Origin of the sequence: Erwinia sp. HR93, from assembly GCF_034555055.1 — a bacterium.
In the GTDB taxonomy this organism is placed as follows: domain Bacteria; phylum Pseudomonadota; class Gammaproteobacteria; order Enterobacterales; family Enterobacteriaceae; genus Apirhabdus; species Apirhabdus apintestini.
Map to the genome: position 1 here is coordinate 1,588,802 of NZ_JAXUDP010000001.1, position 18,532 is coordinate 1,607,333.

At 55.1% G+C, this 18,532-nt stretch carries 15 protein-coding genes and 1 pseudogene; 5 read left to right on the forward strand and 11 right to left on the reverse strand.

Annotation, left to right across the window (positions count from 1 at the left end; genetic code table 11):
* Positions 1–51: 51 nt before the first annotated feature.
* Complete coding sequence (locus SFA31_RS07330) at positions 52–441, reverse strand: nuclear transport factor 2 family protein (RefSeq protein ID WP_322837390.1); 390 nt, start codon at positions 439–441, stop codon at positions 52–54.
* Between the two features lie 235 nt (positions 442–676).
* Complete coding sequence (locus SFA31_RS07335; RefSeq protein WP_322837391.1) at positions 677–3,064, reverse strand: glucose/quinate/shikimate family membrane-bound PQQ-dependent dehydrogenase; 2,388 nt, start codon at positions 3,062–3,064, stop codon at positions 677–679.
* A gap of 200 nt (positions 3,065–3,264) precedes the next feature.
* Here SFA31_RS07335 and hpt point away from each other — a divergent pair, with 200 nt between their 5' ends.
* Positions 3,265–3,801, forward strand: a complete 537-nt coding sequence (hpt, locus tag SFA31_RS07340; RefSeq protein ID WP_322837392.1) for a hypoxanthine phosphoribosyltransferase — start codon at positions 3,265–3,267, stop codon at positions 3,799–3,801.
* Between the two features lie 249 nt (positions 3,802–4,050).
* On the opposite strand, the gene can is transcribed toward hpt, so the two are convergent.
* Complete coding sequence (can, locus tag SFA31_RS07345) at positions 4,051–4,713, reverse strand: carbonate dehydratase (RefSeq protein ID WP_322837393.1); 663 nt, start codon at positions 4,711–4,713, stop codon at positions 4,051–4,053.
* 207 nt (positions 4,714–4,920) lie between these two features.
* On the opposite strand from can, the gene SFA31_RS07350 reads away from it, so the two are divergent.
* Positions 4,921–5,847: an ABC transporter ATP-binding protein gene (locus SFA31_RS07350; RefSeq protein WP_322837395.1), complete on the forward strand. Its 927-nt coding sequence runs from the start codon at positions 4,921–4,923 to the stop codon at positions 5,845–5,847.
* Positions 5,844–6,614, forward strand: a complete 771-nt coding sequence (locus SFA31_RS07355) for an ABC transporter permease (RefSeq protein ID WP_322837396.1) — start codon at positions 5,844–5,846, stop codon at positions 6,612–6,614. The genes SFA31_RS07350 and SFA31_RS07355 overlap by 4 nt, the downstream gene beginning before the upstream one ends.
* Before the next feature lie 66 nt (positions 6,615–6,680).
* Here SFA31_RS07355 and SFA31_RS07360 read toward each other — a convergent pair.
* The 8 genes and pseudogenes from SFA31_RS07360 to thpR all read right to left on the reverse strand — a co-directional run.
* Positions 6,681–6,857 (reverse strand): annotated as a pseudogene (locus SFA31_RS07360) (pantoate--beta-alanine ligase); the annotation flags it as partial.
* A gap of 69 nt (positions 6,858–6,926) precedes the next feature.
* Positions 6,927–7,781 carry a pantoate--beta-alanine ligase gene (panC, locus tag SFA31_RS07365; protein ID WP_322837397.1) on the reverse strand — a complete coding sequence of 285 codons (855 nt, stop codon included), beginning with the start codon at positions 7,779–7,781 and terminating at the stop codon, positions 6,927–6,929.
* A gap of 614 nt (positions 7,782–8,395) precedes the next feature.
* Positions 8,396–8,875, reverse strand: a complete 480-nt coding sequence (folK, locus tag SFA31_RS07370; RefSeq protein WP_322837398.1) for a 2-amino-4-hydroxy-6-hydroxymethyldihydropteridine diphosphokinase — start codon at positions 8,873–8,875, stop codon at positions 8,396–8,398.
* Positions 8,872–10,272 (reverse strand): polynucleotide adenylyltransferase PcnB, encoded by a 1,401-nt coding sequence (pcnB, locus tag SFA31_RS07375; protein ID WP_322839325.1) that lies wholly within the window; start codon positions 10,270–10,272, stop codon positions 8,872–8,874. The genes folK and pcnB overlap by 4 nt, the downstream gene beginning before the upstream one ends.
* 46 nt (positions 10,273–10,318) lie before the next feature.
* A complete protein-coding gene (gluQRS, locus tag SFA31_RS07380) occupies positions 10,319–11,215 on the reverse strand; it encodes a tRNA glutamyl-Q(34) synthetase GluQRS (RefSeq protein ID WP_322837399.1) in 897 nt (298 codons plus the stop codon).
* Positions 11,216–11,269: 54 nt separating this feature from the next.
* Positions 11,270–11,725 carry an RNA polymerase-binding protein DksA gene (dksA, locus tag SFA31_RS07385; RefSeq protein WP_322837400.1) on the reverse strand — a complete coding sequence of 152 codons (456 nt, stop codon included), beginning with the start codon at positions 11,723–11,725 and terminating at the stop codon, positions 11,270–11,272.
* 181 nt (positions 11,726–11,906) lie between these two features.
* Positions 11,907–12,611 (reverse strand): DNA/RNA nuclease SfsA, encoded by a 705-nt coding sequence (sfsA, locus tag SFA31_RS07390; protein ID WP_322837401.1) that lies wholly within the window; start codon positions 12,609–12,611, stop codon positions 11,907–11,909.
* 74 nt (positions 12,612–12,685) lie between these two features.
* A complete protein-coding gene (thpR, locus tag SFA31_RS07395; RefSeq protein ID WP_322837402.1) occupies positions 12,686–13,216 on the reverse strand; it encodes an RNA 2',3'-cyclic phosphodiesterase in 531 nt (176 codons plus the stop codon).
* A gap of 117 nt (positions 13,217–13,333) precedes the next feature.
* Between thpR and hrpB the strand changes: the two genes are divergently transcribed.
* Together hrpB and mrcB are read left to right on the forward strand one after the other, a co-directional pair.
* Positions 13,334–15,769, forward strand: a complete 2,436-nt coding sequence (hrpB, locus tag SFA31_RS07400) for an ATP-dependent helicase HrpB (RefSeq protein ID WP_322837403.1) — start codon at positions 13,334–13,336, stop codon at positions 15,767–15,769.
* Between the two features lie 89 nt (positions 15,770–15,858).
* The gene (gene mrcB / locus SFA31_RS07405) at positions 15,859–18,354 is read left to right on the forward strand and encodes a bifunctional glycosyl transferase/transpeptidase (protein ID WP_322837404.1); all 2,496 of its coding nucleotides are present in this window, start codon (positions 15,859–15,861) and stop codon (positions 18,352–18,354) included.
* Positions 18,355–18,532 lie beyond the last annotated feature (178 nt).

Genomic DNA, 18,532 nt, shown 5'->3' on the forward strand with positions numbered 1-18,532 from the left:
AACGCATTGACGATCCGCAACGGGTGGTGCACCAAAGCGGGATGGCCTGACCTAACGTCGGCTTCCCAAATCCCGGTCTTCCTCCGCTCCGCTTAGTGGATAAGTCAGTTCCTGGCAGCGGACGATCATTCCCTCGCAGAGGGTGAAGCGAGCAAATACATCTATTACCGCCTCGCTTGCGTCGGGTTTGACGACGCTCACCCGATGATGGGTCAACACTTCATTGCCATTTTCGGCAATGGCCTGTATTTCAATGCAAACGCTGCTTGTCGCCGCTTTAACAGCCGCCATATGCTGCACAAATCCGTCAAAGTCCAGCGATTTTCCATCAACCCACTGCTGGTAGTGAGGTGAGAAGTACTCTGCAATCAGGGTTTCATCATGCTCTGGCTGGCAAACTATTTGCTGTAGGGCCTGTTCAATACGCTGTGCTGCCTTCATCTTAGGTCTCCGGGATTTTCCGTGTTTGCTGAAAACAAAGATACTGCACTCTGTGGCAGGTATAATATCCACATTCAGCCATTCAATAGGGATAATCAGCCATTGTGATCCGCCTTTATACTCAGCCGCTTTTGCATCAGCACGCGCACAACACGCCATGGCATCAGCATTCTGAAGCACAGCGTTATGTGTTAGTTATCAGCAAAACGGGACGTTCGCGCGCGGCAATTACGGTTTAGTGCGCGTCATCGGGAAGCGTCCAGGCCACAATATAGTCGCCCATTTTTGTTCCGAAGGAGCCGTGCCCGCCCGCGGCGATCGCCACATACTGCTTGCCATTAACGGAATAGGTCATCGGCGTTGCCTGTCCGCCTGCAGGCAGGCGAGCCTGCCACAGTTTCTCGCCGTTGGTTACGTTATAAGCGCGCAGGTAGTTATCGGCCGTTGCACCAATAAACAGGACGTTGCCAGCCGTAGAAATGGGCCCGCCCAGCATCGGCATACCCAGCGTAAACGGCACTGGCACCGGCATCGGGAACGGCAGGCTATCGCGCGGCGTGCCGATACGTTTTTTCCAGGCAATTTGGTGTGTTTTCAGGTTAATGCCTGAAATATAGCCCCACGCCGGTTGCTTACACGGCAGTCCGAACGGCGACAGGAAGGGGTTAAGCGTGACGCCGTAAGGAACGCCGTATTGCGGCTGGATCCCGGATTCGGTCCCGCTACTTTGCGCGCCTGCCGGCGGCTCGATAGGGTTGCCCGGGCCGCGAGGAATGAGACGCGAGACAAACGGTAGCGCCATTGGGTTAGCGATCGCGACCTGGCGCTGAGGATCGACGGAAATCCCACCCCATTCGAACATGCCTAAATTGCCGGGGAAAACCAGCGTTCCTTGCTCTGAGGGCGGCGTAAAGGTGCCGTCATAGCGCAGGCCTTTAAAGATAATCCGGCATACCAGTTGGTCGTACATTGTGGCGCCCCACATGTCCGCATCGGTAAGTTTTTTCTCAGGACGGAAGGTCAGTTCCGAAAATGGCTGAGTGGCTGACACCCGGTCGCCCTTCGCGGCCCCCTGAGGAACCGGACGCTCGGGGGCAGGCACTACAAGCTTACCGTTGCGTCTGTCCAGCACAAACAGGTTGCCTGTTTTCGCTGGCGCATAGATAACCGGCACCGTGTTACCGTCTTTATCGGTGATATCTGCAAGGGTAGGCTGGGACGGTAAATCCATATCCCAAAGATCGTGATGCACCGTTTGATAAGACCAGACAAGCTTACCGGTAGTCGCGTTCAGCGCCAGAATAGAACTGGCGTAGCGCTCTTGCTCCGGAGTACGGTTACCGCCCCATATATCCGGCGTGGTAACGCCCGTGGGTAAATAGACCATATCCCGTTTGCTGTCGTACACCGCCGGCGCCCAGGAGTTCGGCGAGTTTTCCGTAAAGTGGTGCTCGTCAGCCGGGATCGCGTTGGGGTCTTTAGCGCCGGGGTCGAACACCCACAGAAGCTTGCCGCTGTTAACATCAAACCCGCGAATAACGCCAGACGGCTCCCGGTTGGAGAAGTTATCGGTGACGGCACCGGCGATAACAATCACACGATCGGTGACGATGGGGGGAGAAGTAGGTTCGTACATGCCCGGTTTTGTCACCGGCATATTACTTTGTAAATTGAGAACCCCTTTATCGGCGAAATCTTCGCAGGGCTTACCGTTATCCGCGTTCAGAGCAAACAGTCGGCCATCGTTCACCGGCAGTAAGATGCGGCGCGGGCAGGCGGCGATATTTTCCGCTGCGGCATTTTGCGGCGTGGCCTCATGATATGAAACGCCGCGACAGGTCACGTGCTGGAATGAAGGATCGGTTTTCAGGTGTGGATCGAAATGCCACTTCTCTTTACCATTTTCCGCATTGAGCGCGTACAGCCGTTGATGCGCGGTACATAAATAAAGGGTGTCACCGATTTTAATTGGCGTGACTTCGTTAGTGATTTCCCCGGGATCGCTCGGTAATTTCACATCGCCGGTACGGAAAACCCACGCCTGCTTAAGCTGATGAACGTTGTGCGCATTTATTTGCTTTAGCGGAGAGTAACGCTGCCCTTCCTGAGTGCGCGCATAGGCCGGCCAGTCTCCATCGTCGATATCGGTCTGAGCAACGGGTGTCGCGGAGGCGGCAGGCAGCGTGCCATTGATTTCCTGCGGATCGTGAAACCCTGCCCAGATTAATATACCGGCTGCGATCAGTAGGGAAACCAGCAGGGACGATGTAGCAGCAGAAGAGGGGAAAAGCTTACGCCGCACAAAAGGCAGTAGCAGCCAAATGCCAAAGAACACGAGGATATCGCAGCGCGGCGTCAGCGCCCAGAAATCAAAGCCGGCTTCGTGAACGCCCCAGAGCATGGTTCCCAGCAGGAAGAAAGCGTATAGCCACAGCGCGCCCGCGCTGCGGCGCCACAGCAGCACCGCGACCGCCAGCATGATAATCCCTGCGATAGGGTAGTACCAGGAACCGCCCAGCGAGGTAAGCCATACGCCCCCGCCCAGCAAAAACAGCCCTGTAACCAATGCGAACAGGGCCGATAGCAGCACTGCTTTCGACCGTCGCGATCTTCTATTTTCCATAATTTTTACACTCACACAGTTTTTGTATCAATGAATTATATATATTAACCATTGTGACATAATTCACAAAAAATGACGCATTCGGGAAGGGAAGCGCCGGGATGCGGTTTGCTGTTATACTCTTCGCTTTACGGTTCTCAGCGCGCAAATTACGGTTGCCAAAAGAGTTATCTATTAAATAAATCAGTTGGTTATATCAAATGAAACATACGGTAGAAGTCATGATCCCGGAAGGGAAAATTAAGGCCCGAATTGCAGAACTGGGTAAGCAAATTTCGGAGCGCTATCGCGATAGCGGGAGCGATATGGTGCTAATAGGGCTATTGCGCGGTTCCTTCATCTTTATGGCGGATTTGTGTCGGGAAGTTCAGGTGCCGCATGAAGTTGATTTCATGACCGCCTCCAGCTACGGCAGCGGGATGTCCAGCTCGCGGGATGTGAAAATCATCAAGGATCTGGATGAAGACATTCGCGGTAAAGATGTACTTATCGTTGAAGACATCATTGATTCCGGTAATACGCTCAGTAAAGTTCGTGAAATTCTGCGCCTGCGTGAGCCTAAGTCGCTGGCGATTTGTACGCTGCTGGATAAACCTTCCCGCCGTGAAGTGGACGTAATGGTCGATTACATTGGTTTTTCTATCCCGGATGAGTTTGTTGTGGGTTACGGCATCGATTACGCCCAGCGTTACCGCCACTTGCCCTATATCGGCAAAGTTATCTTACTGGATGAATAATATCTGGATCTCCGGCGAGCGGAGAAGTTACTGACGTTCCCGGATGACGGTAGGTGTTAATAAATAAGCACCAACGGAAAAGGTGTTTTCACTATATCCCCGTTACACTGGAATAAGTTATAAAGGCGCGGTAAAGGCATAGCTTTGAAGGCAAATAGTTAAGAGGGAGCGTTTCCCTCTTAATATAGCGCGAATACGCCTCAGGTGAGCGCGTGGTCGCCGGTAATTAAGCCCGCGGCGCTTATGATGTCATCTGTGGTTATGATGCGCGCGTTTTAGGTTAGACATGCCGTTGCGATATTGCTGCTCTAACGAAGCGCGGCTAATGGCAGTGACGTCAAGATCGCGCAGCAGGCCATCGTGGATGCCGTATACCCAACCGTGAACGGACACTTTCTGCCCGCGTTTCCAGGCGGACTGTAAAATGGTTGAGTGGCCAAGGTTATAAACCTGCTCCATCACATTCAGTTCGCACAGCGTATCCATGCGCTCTTCGGGCGGCAATTCTCCAAGCAGCGTACTGTGTTTAAACCAGATATCGCGGATGTGCAGCAGCCAGTTATCGATCAGGCCAAGCTCGGGGTTTTCTACCGCCGCCTGCACGCCGCCGCAGCCGTAGTGGCCGCAAATAATAATGTGATCTACTTCCAGCACGTCGACCGCATACTGGACTACGGAAAGGCAGTTTAAATCGGTATGGATGACAAGGTTGGCAACGTTGCGGTGGACGAAGAGTTCGCCAGGCTCCAGGCCAGTGAGGCGCTCGGCGGGAACTCGGCTATCAGAGCAACCGATCCAAAGAAAGCGGGGCTTCTGGGCTTTCGAAAGCTGTTCGAAAAAGCCAGGATCTTCTTCCACTAGCAGTTTGGACCAGACTTTATTGTTACTGATAAGCGTATCAATTGTTTTCATGTAAGGTTAACAACCTGTAACCAAAGTAGTTCGTTGAGGTAATATAAGGCAACTCAACTTTTTTTGAAACCTACTCGCCATACTTAGCATGATGAAAGGCGAAGCCGAAGGAAGCGAGGCTACTGGGCGCGCGTTCTGGCAGCGGCTGTCGCGTTTCAACATTCAGTGCGGGTAAACGACATACTAAGCAAGGGCAATCTCATTGTTATGACATATGCACTGGAACTGGAGCATCTGACAAAAACGTATCCCGGTGGCGTTCAGGCGCTGCGCGGCATCGACCTGCGCGTTGAATCCGGCGATTTCTACGCGCTTCTCGGGCCGAACGGCGCCGGTAAATCGACCACCATCGGTATTATCAGTTCACTGGTCAATAAAAGCGCCGGACGGGTTAGCGTATTCGGCTATGACCTGGATCGTGACGTCGTCAATGCCAAGCGACAGCTCGGGCTGGTTCCTCAGGAATTCAACTTCAATCCCTTTGAAACGGTACAACAGATAGTCGTCAATCAGGCGGGATATTATGGCGTGCCCCGGCGTGTGGCGCTGGAGCGCAGTGAAAAATATCTGAAACAACTCGATTTATGGGGAAAACGCAGCGAACGTGCGCGGATGTTATCCGGCGGGATGAAGCGTCGTCTCATGATCGCCCGCGCTTTAATGCATGAACCGAAGCTGCTGATTCTGGATGAACCCACCGCCGGCGTGGATATCGAACTGCGTCGCTCTATGTGGCATTTCCTTCAAGAGCTGAACCAGCAGGGGACGACGATTATTTTGACGACCCACTATTTGGAGGAGGCCGAAATGCTGTGCCGTAATATCGGTATTATTCAGCACGGCGAACTGGTGGAAAACACCTCGATGAAAGCGCTGCTGGCGAAACTTAAGTCCGAAACCTTTATTCTGGATTTAGCCCCCACGCAGGCGACTCCTACGCTGGAAGGGTACCGCTGGCACATGATTGATAGCGCAACGCTGGAAGTAGAAGTTCTGCGTGAGCAGGGCATTAATAGCCTCTTTAGTCAGCTAAGCGCGCAGGATATACAGGTGCTCAGCATGCGCAATAAAGCTAATCGGCTTGAAGAACTATTCGTTACGCTGGTTAATAATAAGACAGGAGCGCAGGCATGATGCAGCTTTATTGGGTAGCGCTAAAAAGCATCTGGGCGCGAGAAATTCACCGGTTTATGCGTATTTGGATCCAAACTCTGGTACCGCCGGTGATTACCATGACGCTCTATTTCATCATTTTCGGTAATCTGATTGGTTCGCGCATCGGTGAAATGCACGGCTTTAGCTACATGCAGTTTATCGTACCGGGGCTGATTATGATGGCAGTTATCACCAATTCATACGCCAACGTCGCTTCTTCATTCTTCAGCTCTAAATTCGTGCGTAATATTGAAGAAATGTTAGTAGCGCCGGTACCCACCCACGTTATTATCGCCGGGTATGTTGGGGGCGGCGTTGCCCGCGGGGTTTTTGTTGGAATGCTGGTCACTGCAATTTCATTGTTTTTTGTCCCTTTTCACGTGCATTCGTGGCTTTTTGTTGCATTGACGCTGCTATTGACGGCGGTGCTCTTTTCGCTGGCGGGTCTGCTAAATGCGATTTTTGCAAAAACGTTTGACGATATCAGTCTGATCCCCACGTTCGTCCTGACGCCGTTGACTTATCTGGGCGGGGTGTTTTACTCCCTGACGCTGCTGCCGCCGTTCTGGCAGGCGCTGTCGCGCTTAAACCCTATCGTCTACATGATAAGCGGCTTCCGCTATGGTTTTCTGGGCGTCTCGGACGTGCGTTTACTGATGACCGTGGGCGTGCTGATTATTTTTATCGCTCTCTTTTACGGGCTGTGCTGGTATTTAATCCAGCGAGGACGCGGACTGCGTAGCTAACTCTCCTGCGGCAGCCGCGACGCCTCACTGAATAGGTCCAGCGCTGCGCGTACTGGCGCACATTATCTATTCGATAAGTGAAACCAGCAGGTTATCAATCAGGCGCGCCTCGCCTAGCCAGGCCGCCATTAAAATGACCGCCTGCGTGCTGTGTGGGGTTAGTGACTGTAGTGTTATTGCGTCGCGAATAAACAGTGCATCGCTACGAAACCCCCGCGCATTAAGCGTTTGAGCCGCCTGGGCTTATAGCCCTGCGGCAGCCGCGACGCCTCACTGAATAGGTCCAGCGCTGTGCGTACTGGCGCACATTATCTATTCGATAAGTGAAACCAGCAGGTTATCAATCAGGCGCGCCTCGCCTAGCCAGGCCGCCATTAAAATGACCGCCTGCGTGCTGTGTGGGGTTAGTGGCTGTAGTGTTATTGCGTCGCGAATAAACAGTTCATCGCTACGGAACCCCCGCGCATTAAGCGTTTGAGCCGCCTGGGCGAGTAGCTCGTCGGTATTACGCGCCCCGGCATGCAATTGATCCGCAATATCCAGCATCACGCGATACAGGGTCGGTGCCCGTTTACGTTCAGCGCCGGTGAGATAGCCGTTACGCGAACTGAGTGCCAGGCCATCTTTAGCGCGCACGGTAGGTACGCCGATAATGTCAATGTCGTAGTTCATATCCGCAACAATTTTGCGGATTAGCGCCAGCTGTTGATAATCCTTTTCACCGAAGCAGGCGATATCTGGCTGAATCAGATTGAATAATTTACTCACGATGGTGGCAACGCCGCGAAAATGCCCGGGCCGATGGGCGCCTTCCAGCAGAGTTGATAGCTCCGGCACCTCAACGAAGCTCTGAGTTTCCATCTGCTGTGGGAAAAGCTCCTGTACCGCAGGTGCAAAGATCAGGCTAACGCCCCGGTGACTCAGCATCTCGCTATCCTGTTGCAGGGTGCGGGGATAGCGCGCTAAATCCTCGGTTTGCCCGAACTGCATTGGGTTAACAAAAATAGACGCGACGACGATATCCGCACGCGTTCTGGCCTCATCAACCAGGGCAAGATGCCCGTCATGCAGATTGCCCATGGTGGGCACCAGCGCAACGCGCTGATTATCGAGGCGCCAGCGGCGAATTTGCTGGCGCAGCAGCGGTATAGTTTCAACAATCAGCACGGTTTTACTCCTGTTAAAATGCGTTCATCGATGACACGGGCGCTGATATTTGGTTTGCCGCCATTCCCGACTGCGAGGTAAATGCCGCCGTCTGGCACCGGGGATTTTAGTCAACGCGTCTTCGATGTCTGACCGGCCGCCATCATTGGCCTTGAACAGCGCCCGCCGCTTAGTATCGCCGCCTGAGTATTAACGTTACCGGGTAGCGAAAGACTCACCTGCTTCAGTGTAGTCTGTACGCAAAAAAGCCATCCATGGACAAGAGATGCCGCGCGATATACCACCCGGAACAATACCGTTCAAACGCGCCAAACTTTCTTCTAAATCTTCCTCTGCTACGTTATACCTGATAGCCCGGCGTTGATGCCATCAGGCTACGCTGACATTCAAATAGCAACCAAACGATTGTTTTCATATCCCCGTTAAACCGGCCCGAAAAGCCGGTCTTTTCACCGCATTCTGTAATATCTGCTGGTAACGCGTACGTGACCTGCCCGGGCGGCGTAGGGTTACCAGAAAACACAAGCGTTGTGGAAAAGTTAAACGGGAAGAGAGGGATTGGCTTACGGGATGTGGATTTCCATAAATCGCGCCCGTTTAGCGGGTTAGATGAATCACCACTTTTTCGGCGGTGCGTCAGTGAGACGGGCGATACAGTTTTGCAGCGTTTCACCGTCAGGAAAGTAAAGCGTAGGGGCGATTTCGTACAGCGGCCACAGCATAAACATGCGGTTTTTCATATCGTAATGGGGCACGGTAAGCCGCGGCGTATCCAGGGTTAGGCCGCCGAACAGCATGATGTCTAAATCCAGCGTGCGTGGCCCCCAGCGCTCGGCTTTGCGTTCTCGCCCTTGCTCCAGCTCAATGCGCTGAGTACAGTCGAGCAGCGCTTCAGGGCTTAACTGCGTTTCCAGCGCGACGGCGGCATTTAAATAGTCCGGTTGATCCTGTGGCCCCAGCGGCGGCGTGCGCCAGAAGGAAGAGTGGGCGACAAGCTCACTATCAGGCAGCGTTTTCAGCGCGGCAATCGCGGCGCTGGCCTGCGCTAACGGCGAGGCCAGATTACTGCCTATGGCAATATAGCAGCGCGTCACGCCCGATCGCTGTGGGGAGAAGGGCGCTTACGGCGCGGGCGTTGACGGCGCCGTGCGGCAGGATCGCTGCCAAGCTTGCCGATCAACTCTTTTTGTTTTGGCGGCGGTGCCGCCTGGAATTCGCCCCACCACTGGGCCAGACGTAAAAGCTCCGGGTTGTTTTCGATTTCGGCGCGTAATTCCAGTAAATCATACGCCGCACGGAATTTAGGATGCTCCATCAAGCGCCACGCGCGTTTGCCCTGGCGCTTCGGCAGACGTAACTGAAGCTGCCAGATATCGCGTACCAGCGAGGTTATCCGCTTCGGAATCGCAATTGAGCGGCAGGCCTCGTCCAGCACTTCATTAGCCGCCAGCGCAAAGGCGTCGTAGTAGGCCAGTCCGCTTTCCTGGGTCAGCTTTTGCGCCATTTCCAGCTGGGGATACCACAGCATGGCGGCGAACAAAAACGCTGGGTTAACGCGCATGCCGTTGTGCAATCGCGTATCCGTATTCTTCAGCACCTGCGCGATTATACGCTCCATTGGGCTATCGTTACGCTCGGTGAAATAGCGCGCAATCGTCGGAAACAGCGGCTGAAACAGGTGATATTTACGCAGTAATGTATAGGTTTTAAAGCCGTGCCCTGCCTGCAGTAATTTGAGTGACTCCTCAAATAGACGCGCGGCAGGGACATCATTAATCAGTGCGGCCAGTTGTGGAATAGGCTCCGCTGTTTCCGGACTAATGGTCATATCCAACTTGGCGGCAAAACGCACCACGCGCAGCATACGCACCGGATCTTCGCGATAGCGCGTTTCGGGCACGCCAATCAGGCGAATAATGCCATCCTGCAAATCGCGCAGGCCGCCCACATAATCGCGCACCGTAAAATCGGCGGCGCTGTAATAGAGGCTATTGATGGTCAAATCGCGTCGCTGGGCGTCTTCTTCGATGGAGCCGAATATATTGTCGCGCAGCAGCATGCCATTCTGGCCGCGTTGAGAAAGCTGGCGATTGCCCGATGCCTCCTGGTCAGAATGGTGGCCGCGGAAAGTTGCTACTTCGATGATTTCCGGCCCGAACATCACGTGTGCCAGGCGAAAGCGGCGCCCTACCAGGCGGCAGTTGCGAAACAGTTTACGCATTTGCTCTGGTGTGGCATTGGTGGTGATATCGAAATCTTTCGGTTTTTTCCCTAGCAGCAGGTCGCGAACGCCACCGCCGACAAGATAAGCTTCGAAGCCTGCTTTATTTAGCCGGTAAAGCACTTTCAGAGCGTTTTCACTAATATCTTTGCGGGAAATGATGTGCTTATCGCGGGGGATGACCGTGATGCGCGGCGGCGTTGCCTGCTTTTCAGCGGCTTCGTCACGGCTCAGCACTTTGCGGCAGAAATTAGCGACTCGGGTAAAAATGGTGCACCTCGGTTGTGTCAATCATTAGGGAAACAAAAAATGGCGGCTAATCATAGCTCAGAGTCGCGCATTTGAGAATGCCGGATTGCGCCGGAACGCGCTCAAGTTGCCAGGCGGTGACCGCATTTTCCAGCAGCGCGCTCAGCGTTAAATCGCGCCAGTGTGCATCAACGGGTTGATTCAAAAAGCGCAGAGCCTCAGCGATTACGGGGCGTGGATCGCCCTGCGGTAGGGCGGGCGCGTGGTTTTGCTTAGAGAGCTTATCGCCGTGCGGGTTTAACACTAGCGGTAGATGTGCATAGCCAGGGATCTTCCAGCCAAAAGTCTGATAAAGCGCAATTTGACGCACGGTCGGTTCGATAAGATCGGCGCCTCGCACAATTTCAGTCACGCCTTGAAAGTGGTCGTCAACCACTACCGCCAGATTGTAGGCGAACAGGCCGTCGCGGCGATGAATGATAAAATCTTCGTGTGCCAGCGCGGCATTGGCATGGATATCACCGCGCAGCGCATCGGAAAAGTGTGTCACAGGGTGACGTTGTATCAGGCGTATTGCCGCCTGCCGGGCAGGGCGTTTGAGGCTACGACAGTGCCCGTCATAGATGCCGCCACACGCCTGAATATGCTTACGAGAGCAGGTGCAGTTATAGCTCAGGCCTTTGGTTTGAAGCCATTCCAGCGCGGTGTGATAAGCGTCATGGCGCTGGGATTGCCACAGCACGTCACCGTCCCAGTACAGACCGTAATGTTCAAGCTGGCGCAAAATAGTATTCGCCGCGCCTGGTACTTCACGGGGAGGATCGATATCTTCAATGCGCACCCACCATTTACCGCTATGCGCGCGGGCCTGAAGCCAGCTGCCTAATGCGGCAATGAGAGAGCCAAAATGCAGTTCGCCCGACGGAGAGGGCGCGAAACGACCGATATAATCTGAATAACACATGAGAATATAAGGCGGGCAACGGCCCGCCAGAGTCAGATAAGAATGAGCCGGACGTTAGCCAGCCATCTGTTTTTCGCGGATCTCTGCAAGGGTTTTGCAGTCAATGCACAGATCGGCCGTGGGGCGCGCTTCGAGGCGACGGATACCGATTTCTACGCCGCAGGATTCGCAGAAGCCAAAATCTTCATCCTCGACTTTCTTCAGAGTTTTCTCGATTTTCTTAATCAGTTTGCGCTCGCGATCGCGGTTACGCAGTTCGAGGCTGAACTCCTCTTCCTGTGCCGCGCGGTCAACGGGGTCGGGAAAATTAGCCGCTTCATCCTGCATATGAGTTACGGTACGGTTGACTTCATCCCTAAGCTGATTACGCCACGCTTCAAGAATACGTCTGAAGTGCGCCAGCTGGGCTTCATTCATATACTCTTCGCCCGCTTTCTCCTGATATGGCTCCACCCCAGCGATGGCGAGGATACTCAGGGACGATGTTTTACGGTTTTGCCCTTCTTGCATGTTGCTTCTCCTTAACACGCACTATCGGTCCCCATGTAGGGGGAAAAAACAGGCCGCTATAAATAACAGAAGCGATTCCGGTTGGCAATTATATTAAATCTCCCTCTTGACAAGCCTGTGAGGAAAAGCGTATTTGGCTAAAACGCCGATCATTAAATAAACGATTTATATATCCCTACATTTATAAGAGAAAAGGAACCTGTTCAGTCAGCTTTATTTGCTGTGAACTTAGGCTGCTTTTCCAGGCATATATCTCAACGCCTGCGTTAACGGCTTCGCGTACCAGTTGCGTGTATTTTTCATCGATATGCGCTGCGGGTGCCACCTGCATAATCGCGGAGTGAAGCACCGTAAACAGCAGCACAGCCCGTTCTCCGCGGCCCGCGACTTCCATTAACTCGCGTAAATGTTTTTGTCCTCGCAGCGTAACCGCGTCGGGGAAAAATCCCTTACCGGCCTCTGCCAGCGTTACGGATTTTACTTCAATATAGCAGTTGGGGCGGTCTTCTGCCTGTAACAGAAAATCAATGCGGCTACCCTCAATCCCATATTTCACTTCGCTAAGAATTTTCTCATAACCTATTAATTGTGAAATTCGGTTTAATCCTAACGCTTCTTTAACAATGGTATTAGCACGTAATGTATTGACACAAATTGTTGCGCCCTGCTGAGTATGTGTGAGTTCCCAGGTATGGGGGTATTTTCGCGTTGGATTGGCGGAGGTTGAATACCAGACGGTATCGCCGGGCGTAGCGCAACCGGTCATGGCTCCTGTATTCGGGCAGTGCAGGGTTAGCGTTTCCCCTGCCGGTGTAATCACGTCTGCCAGGAAGCGTTTATAGCGCTGAATAAGCGTGGCGGGCTGTAGCGCGGGAGTGAAATCCATTAAATCCATCCTGGTTGTCGTTCTTTTAAAGCAGGCGGTGTCGTTTTACACGCCGGCATTCCGGTATTAACGCGCTATTGCGAAAGCGTCCAGCTTTCCAGCGCGCGGTAGCGCACGCGGCCAGACTGAAACTGTGATTCAAAGAGCGTAAAACTGTCAACCTGCCAGCGCCAGAGAAACCCCGGCGCCGGCAGTGCAATATCATGTCGCGCCTGGCGCCACAGCGTGATATGCGGCAGGAAAGGCAGCGATCGCTGTGGGCAACCGCTGCGAGCCGCCTGCGCGCGCAGCAGCGACGCGAGCTGCAGTAGCCCGCGCTCTGCGCGCCGGGGGCCGACCCATACCACGCGCGAACGCGGCCAGTGGCCGGCGTCATCCAGGGTAATAGAAAAACCGGGCTGGCGGATACGCGCGGCCTGCGCGCAGAGCGCCTGAGATTTCGCGGCGCTCACTTCGCCGAGAAAAGCCAGCGTAAGGTGCAGACTGGCCGCCGCGACGGGGCGGCCGGTATCGTCAGGAAAATGGCGGGCGCGCCAGTCGATAATCTCCTGGCGAATGGCGTCGGGGACTTCAACGGCAAAAAACAGACGGCGATCGTCGGACATTATCTCTCCGGAGGTGGCGGCAAGCCGCAGCATATAACTCAGGCGCGGCCTGAGATTTGTTAACGTACAGGATGCTACAATGTCGCGAGTTCATTGTTAACCCCTCAGGAACACGTTGTGTCTACATTACCCGTCGCTGCCGTTTTACCCGAGCTGCTTGCCGCGCTGCAGCATGCGCCGCTGGTGCTGCTCAATGCACCGACCGGCGCCGGTAAATCGACCTGGCTGCCGCTGGCGCTATTAGAGGCGCTCAACCCCACTGGCCGCATCATTCTTTTAGAGCCACGGCGACTGGCTGCCCGCAGCGTGGCCCAGCGTCTGGCCGAACAGCTAGGCCAGCAGCCGGGCGAGACCGTTGGATACCGGATGCGCGCAGAGTCATGCGTCAGCGCACAAACGCGTATTGAAGTGGTGACCGAAGGTATCATGACGCGCATGCTTCAGCGCGACCCCGAGTTAAGCGGCATTGATTATGTGCTGCTGGATGAATTCCACGAGCGCAGCGTGCAGGCCGACCTGGCGCTGGCGCTATTACTGGAGGTGCAGCAGGGGCTGCGCGATACCTTAAAAGTTATCGTAATGTCCGCGACGCTGGATAACGAGCGGCTGCGGCGTTTAATCCCCGATGCGCCGGTCATTATTTCACAGGGGCGTAGCTGGCCCGTGGAACGGCGCTACCGGTCGCTGCCCGCTCAGGGGCATATGGAAGAGGCGATTGCCGCCGCCACGGCGCAATTAATGCGCGAGGAAGCGGGATCGCTGCTGCTCTTTTTACCTGGCGTTAGGGAAATCCAGCGCGTACAGGAGCATCTTAAATCGCGCATTGCGACAGATGTAGTGCTGTGCCCGCTTTACGGCGCGCTGTCGCTTGATGCCCAGCGGCAGGCGATATTACCGGCGCCGGAAGGGCGGCGGAAAATCGTGCTGGCGACGAATATCGCGGAAACCAGTCTGACAATAGAAGGGATCAGGCTGGTGGTTGATTGCGCACTGGAGCGCAGCGCGCAGTTCGATGCGCGCACGGGATTGACCCGGCTGGTGACGCAGCGCATCAGCCAGGCTTCCATGACGCAGCGCGCCGGGCGTGCCGGGCGCTTAAGCGCAGGGATTTGTTTACATCTGCTGGCGGCGGAGCAGGCGGAACGCGCCAGCGCGCAAAGTGAGCCTGAAATACTGCGCAGCGAAGTGTCAGGTTTACTGATGGAGCTGCTGCAGTGGGGAGCCACGGACATTACGCAGCTGGAGTGGCTTGATATACCGCCTGCGCGCAATGTTGCCGCCGGGCAGGTGCTGCTGGCGCGCCTGCGGGCGATAGATGAGGCGGGCAGACTCACCGCACTCGGGCGGCGAATGGCGCGAACCGGCGTCGATCCCCGCTGTGCGGCCATGCTGTGCGCGGCGCAAGACGATGAGGCGCGCGCAACGGCGGCGCAGCTAACCGCCATTATCGAGGAGCCGCCGCGCGGCGGAAGCGTAGATTTACGCGATGCGCTGGCGCGCGGGCAGGGATCGTGGCGCCAGCGCGCGCGCCAGCTTTACCGGCGCGCCGGGGGGCGTGCCGAGTTCGCTTTGGATGAATATCGGGCGGCGGAAATTTTATCCTGGGGATTTCCCGATCGTATTGCCCGCCGTCGCGGGCAGGACGGACGCTACCGGCTGGCGAACGGCAGTGGTGCAATGCTTGAACGCGATAGCGCGATGGCGCGCCATGAATGGCTAATTACGCCGCTATTATTGCAGGGTGCCGACGCGGCAGACGCGCGTATTCTTCTGGCGCACGCGCTGGATATTGAGGCGCTGACGGCAACGTGTCCTGCCCTACTGACGCAGAGCGACAGCGTTGAATGGGATGATGGCAAAGGCACGCTAAAAACGTGGCGCGACTGGCGAATAGGCGAATTATCGGTAAAACGTCAGTCGCTGGCGCAGCCTTCAGAGGCGGAGCTACATCAGGCGATGCTTAACGGCATTCGTGAGCGTGGCCTGCAAATATTGCCCTGGAGCGAAAACGCGCGGCAGCTTCGCCTGCGCTTATCCTGCGCTGCGCGCTGGCTGCCGGAGCTGCCCTGGCCTGCTGTAAGCGATGACGGGCTGCTGGCGACGCTGGAACAGTGGCTGCTGCCGCACCTGCAGGGGGTGCGCAATCTTCAGGCGCTAAAAAACCTGGATCTCACCAGCGCGTTGTATACTCTGCTGGACTGGCCGCTGCGCCAGCGTCTGGATGGCGCTTTACCAACGCATTACACTGTGCCCACCGGTAGCCGTATTGCTATCCGCTATGATGCCGATAACGATCCTGCGCTGGCGGTGCGAATGCAGGAAATGTTCGGCGAAGCCAGTACGCCAGTAATTGCAGAAGGGCGCATTGCGCTAGTGCTGGAGTTATTATCGCCGGCGCGTCGCCCGCTGCAGATAACGCGCGATCTCGCCGCTTTTTGGCGCGGCGCGTATCGCGAGGTGCGTAAAGAGATGAAAGGGCGCTATCCAAAGCACGTCTGGCCTGAAGACCCGGCCACGACTGCCCCAACGACGCGAACCAAAAAGTATCAATAGTGCGACTATTTTGAGAGGTTTCTTCTTCCTCGCTGGGGGGAAGAAGGGAGAATCGGGTCCCTGCGACCGAAAGTGTGTGGAGAAAAATAATGTCGGGGAATGATCGCGAACCGATAGGGCGAAAAGGCAAATCCGGACGCCCGGAGAAAACAAAGGCTGGCCGCCGTCGCATCAGGGATGAATACGATAATGATGATTATGAACACGATGACGGGGGCGCCATGTCGCGCAATGTAAATAAAGGACGTCCGCCGCGAAAAACGCGTCGCTGGCTCTGGTTTTTTATCAAACTGCTTATTGTGCTGTTGGTGCTGTTCATTGCTTACGGCGTCTATCTTGATCAGAAAATACGCAGCCGCATTGATGGAAAAGTCTGGCAACTTCCGGCCGCCGTCTACGGACGGATGCTAAATCTTGAGCCGGATATGCCCTATAGCAAAAATGAGATGGTAAAACTGCTGGAAGCCACGCAGTACCGCCTTGTCTCCCGCATTACGCGCCCCGGTGAGTTTTCCGTTAAAGGGAATACCATTGAAATGCTGCGCCGTCCGTTTGACTTTCCGGACAGCAAAGAAGGGCAGATTCACGCCCTGCTAACCTTTGACGGTGACAGGCTGGCATCGATTAAAAATATGGTAACCGGGCGCGATTTTGGTTTTTTCCGCCTCGATCCGCGCCTGATTACCATGCTTTCATCGCCAAACGGCGAGCAGCGCTTATTTGTGCCGCGCTCCGGTTTCCCCGATCTGCTGGTGGATACTCTGGTAGCGACAGAAGACAGGCACTTTTATGAGCACGATGGCATCAGCCTGTACTCTATTGGCCGCGCATTTCTGGCGAATCTCACCGCAGGGCGCGCGGTGCAGGGCGGCAGTACGCTGACTCAGCAGCTCGTCAAAAATCTGTTTTTGACGAATAAACGCACGCTGTGGCGTAAAGCGAACGAAGCCTATATGGCGCTGATTATGGACGCGCGCTACGGTAAAGATCGCATCCTGGAACTCTATCTGAATGAGGTTTATCTCGGTCAGAGCGGCAATGAACAAATTCGCGGCTTCCCGCTGGCTAGTCTCTATTACTTTGGGCGTCCGGTGGATGAACTCAGCCTCGATCAGCAGGCGCTGCTGGTGGGAATGGTTAAAGGCGCGTCGCTCTATAATCCGTGGCGTAACCCGAAATTATCGCTAGAGCGGCGAAACCTTGTGCTGCGCCTGCTGCAGCAGCAAAAAATTATCGATGGCGAACTGTATGACATGCTGAGCGCTCGCCCGCTGGGCGTTTCGCCGCGCGGCGGCATTATTTCTCCGCAGCCGGCGTTTATGCAGATGGTGCGCCAGCAGTTACAGGAACGTCTGGGCGATAAAGTTAAAGATTTATCCGGGGTTAAAATTTTCACCACCTTCGATCCTGAGTCCCAGGATGCCGCAGAAAAAGCGGTGAAAGAGGGAATTCCGGCGCTGAAGAAACAGCGTAAGCTTGACGATTTGGAAACGGCGATGGTGGTGGTCGATCGCTTTAGCGGCGAGGTGCGGGCGATGGTCGGCGGCGCCGATCCCGATTTTGCCGGCTATAACCGCGCAATGCAGGCGCGGCGCTCCATCGGTTCTCTGGCCAAACCTGCGACCTATCTGACCGCGTTAAGCCAGCCTAATCAATATCGTTTGAATACCTGGATTGCGGATGCACCGCTGTCTTTGCCTCAGCCGGGGGGTAAAGTTTGGTCGCCGCAAAATGACGATCGTCGCTTTAGCGGACAGGTGATGCTAGTGGACGCGCTGGCGCGTTCAATGAACGTACCGACGGTAAATCTGGGGCTGGCGCTGGGGCTACCCGCCGTGACCGACACCTGGACGAAGCTCGGGGTTTCGCGAGATAAACTGAATCCCGTGCCTGCGATGCTGCTGGGCGCGCTTAACCTGACGCCGGTTGAGGTCGCGCAGGCGTTCCAGACTATCGCCAGCGGCGGCAATCGCGCGCCGCTATCCGCGCTGCGTTCAGTCATTGCGGAAGACGGTACGGTGCTTTATCAGAGCTACCCACAGGCGGAGCGCGCGGTGCCCGCGCAGGCGGCCTATATGACGCTCTACACCATGCAGCAAGTGATGCAGCGCGGTACCGGACGCGCGCTGGGCGCGAAATTTCCGAAGCTACACCTGGCCGGGAAAACGGGTACTACCAACAAGCAGGTTGATACGTGGTTTGCCGGTGTTGATGGTAAAGAAGTCGTGATTACCTGGGTGGGACGCGATAACAATCAGCCGACGCGGCTGTATGGTGCCAGCGGCGCAATGTCTGTCTACCAGCGTTATCTCAATAATCAGACGCCGATTCCGCTGTCGCTGACGCCGCCTGAAAATATTGTTGAGATGGGCGTGGACGATGCGGGCAATTTCCTGTGTAGCGGCGGCGCGCGCACGCTGCCCGTGTGGACCTCAAATCCGCAGGCGCTGTGTCAGCAGAGTCAGCAGGCGCTGGAGGCCAAAAACCCGTTTAGTCAGTCTTCTCAGCCCACGCAGCCACCGCCGCAGGAAGATAAAAGCAGTGGCGTGGCGGGCTGGATTAAGGATATGTTTGGCGGCGATTAATAGACAGCCGCAGAAATGTTCTGATTAAATAATCAGATGTAAATATAAAAAGCGCCTTTCCGAAGGCGCTTTTTTACTGCCATTTCTAAATTACTTTTTGGCTTCAGAGCTATCAATCACTGAGTTCCTGCTTTTGAATGTAGATTCAATACGCTGGCAATAGCCTATTTAAGAGCTT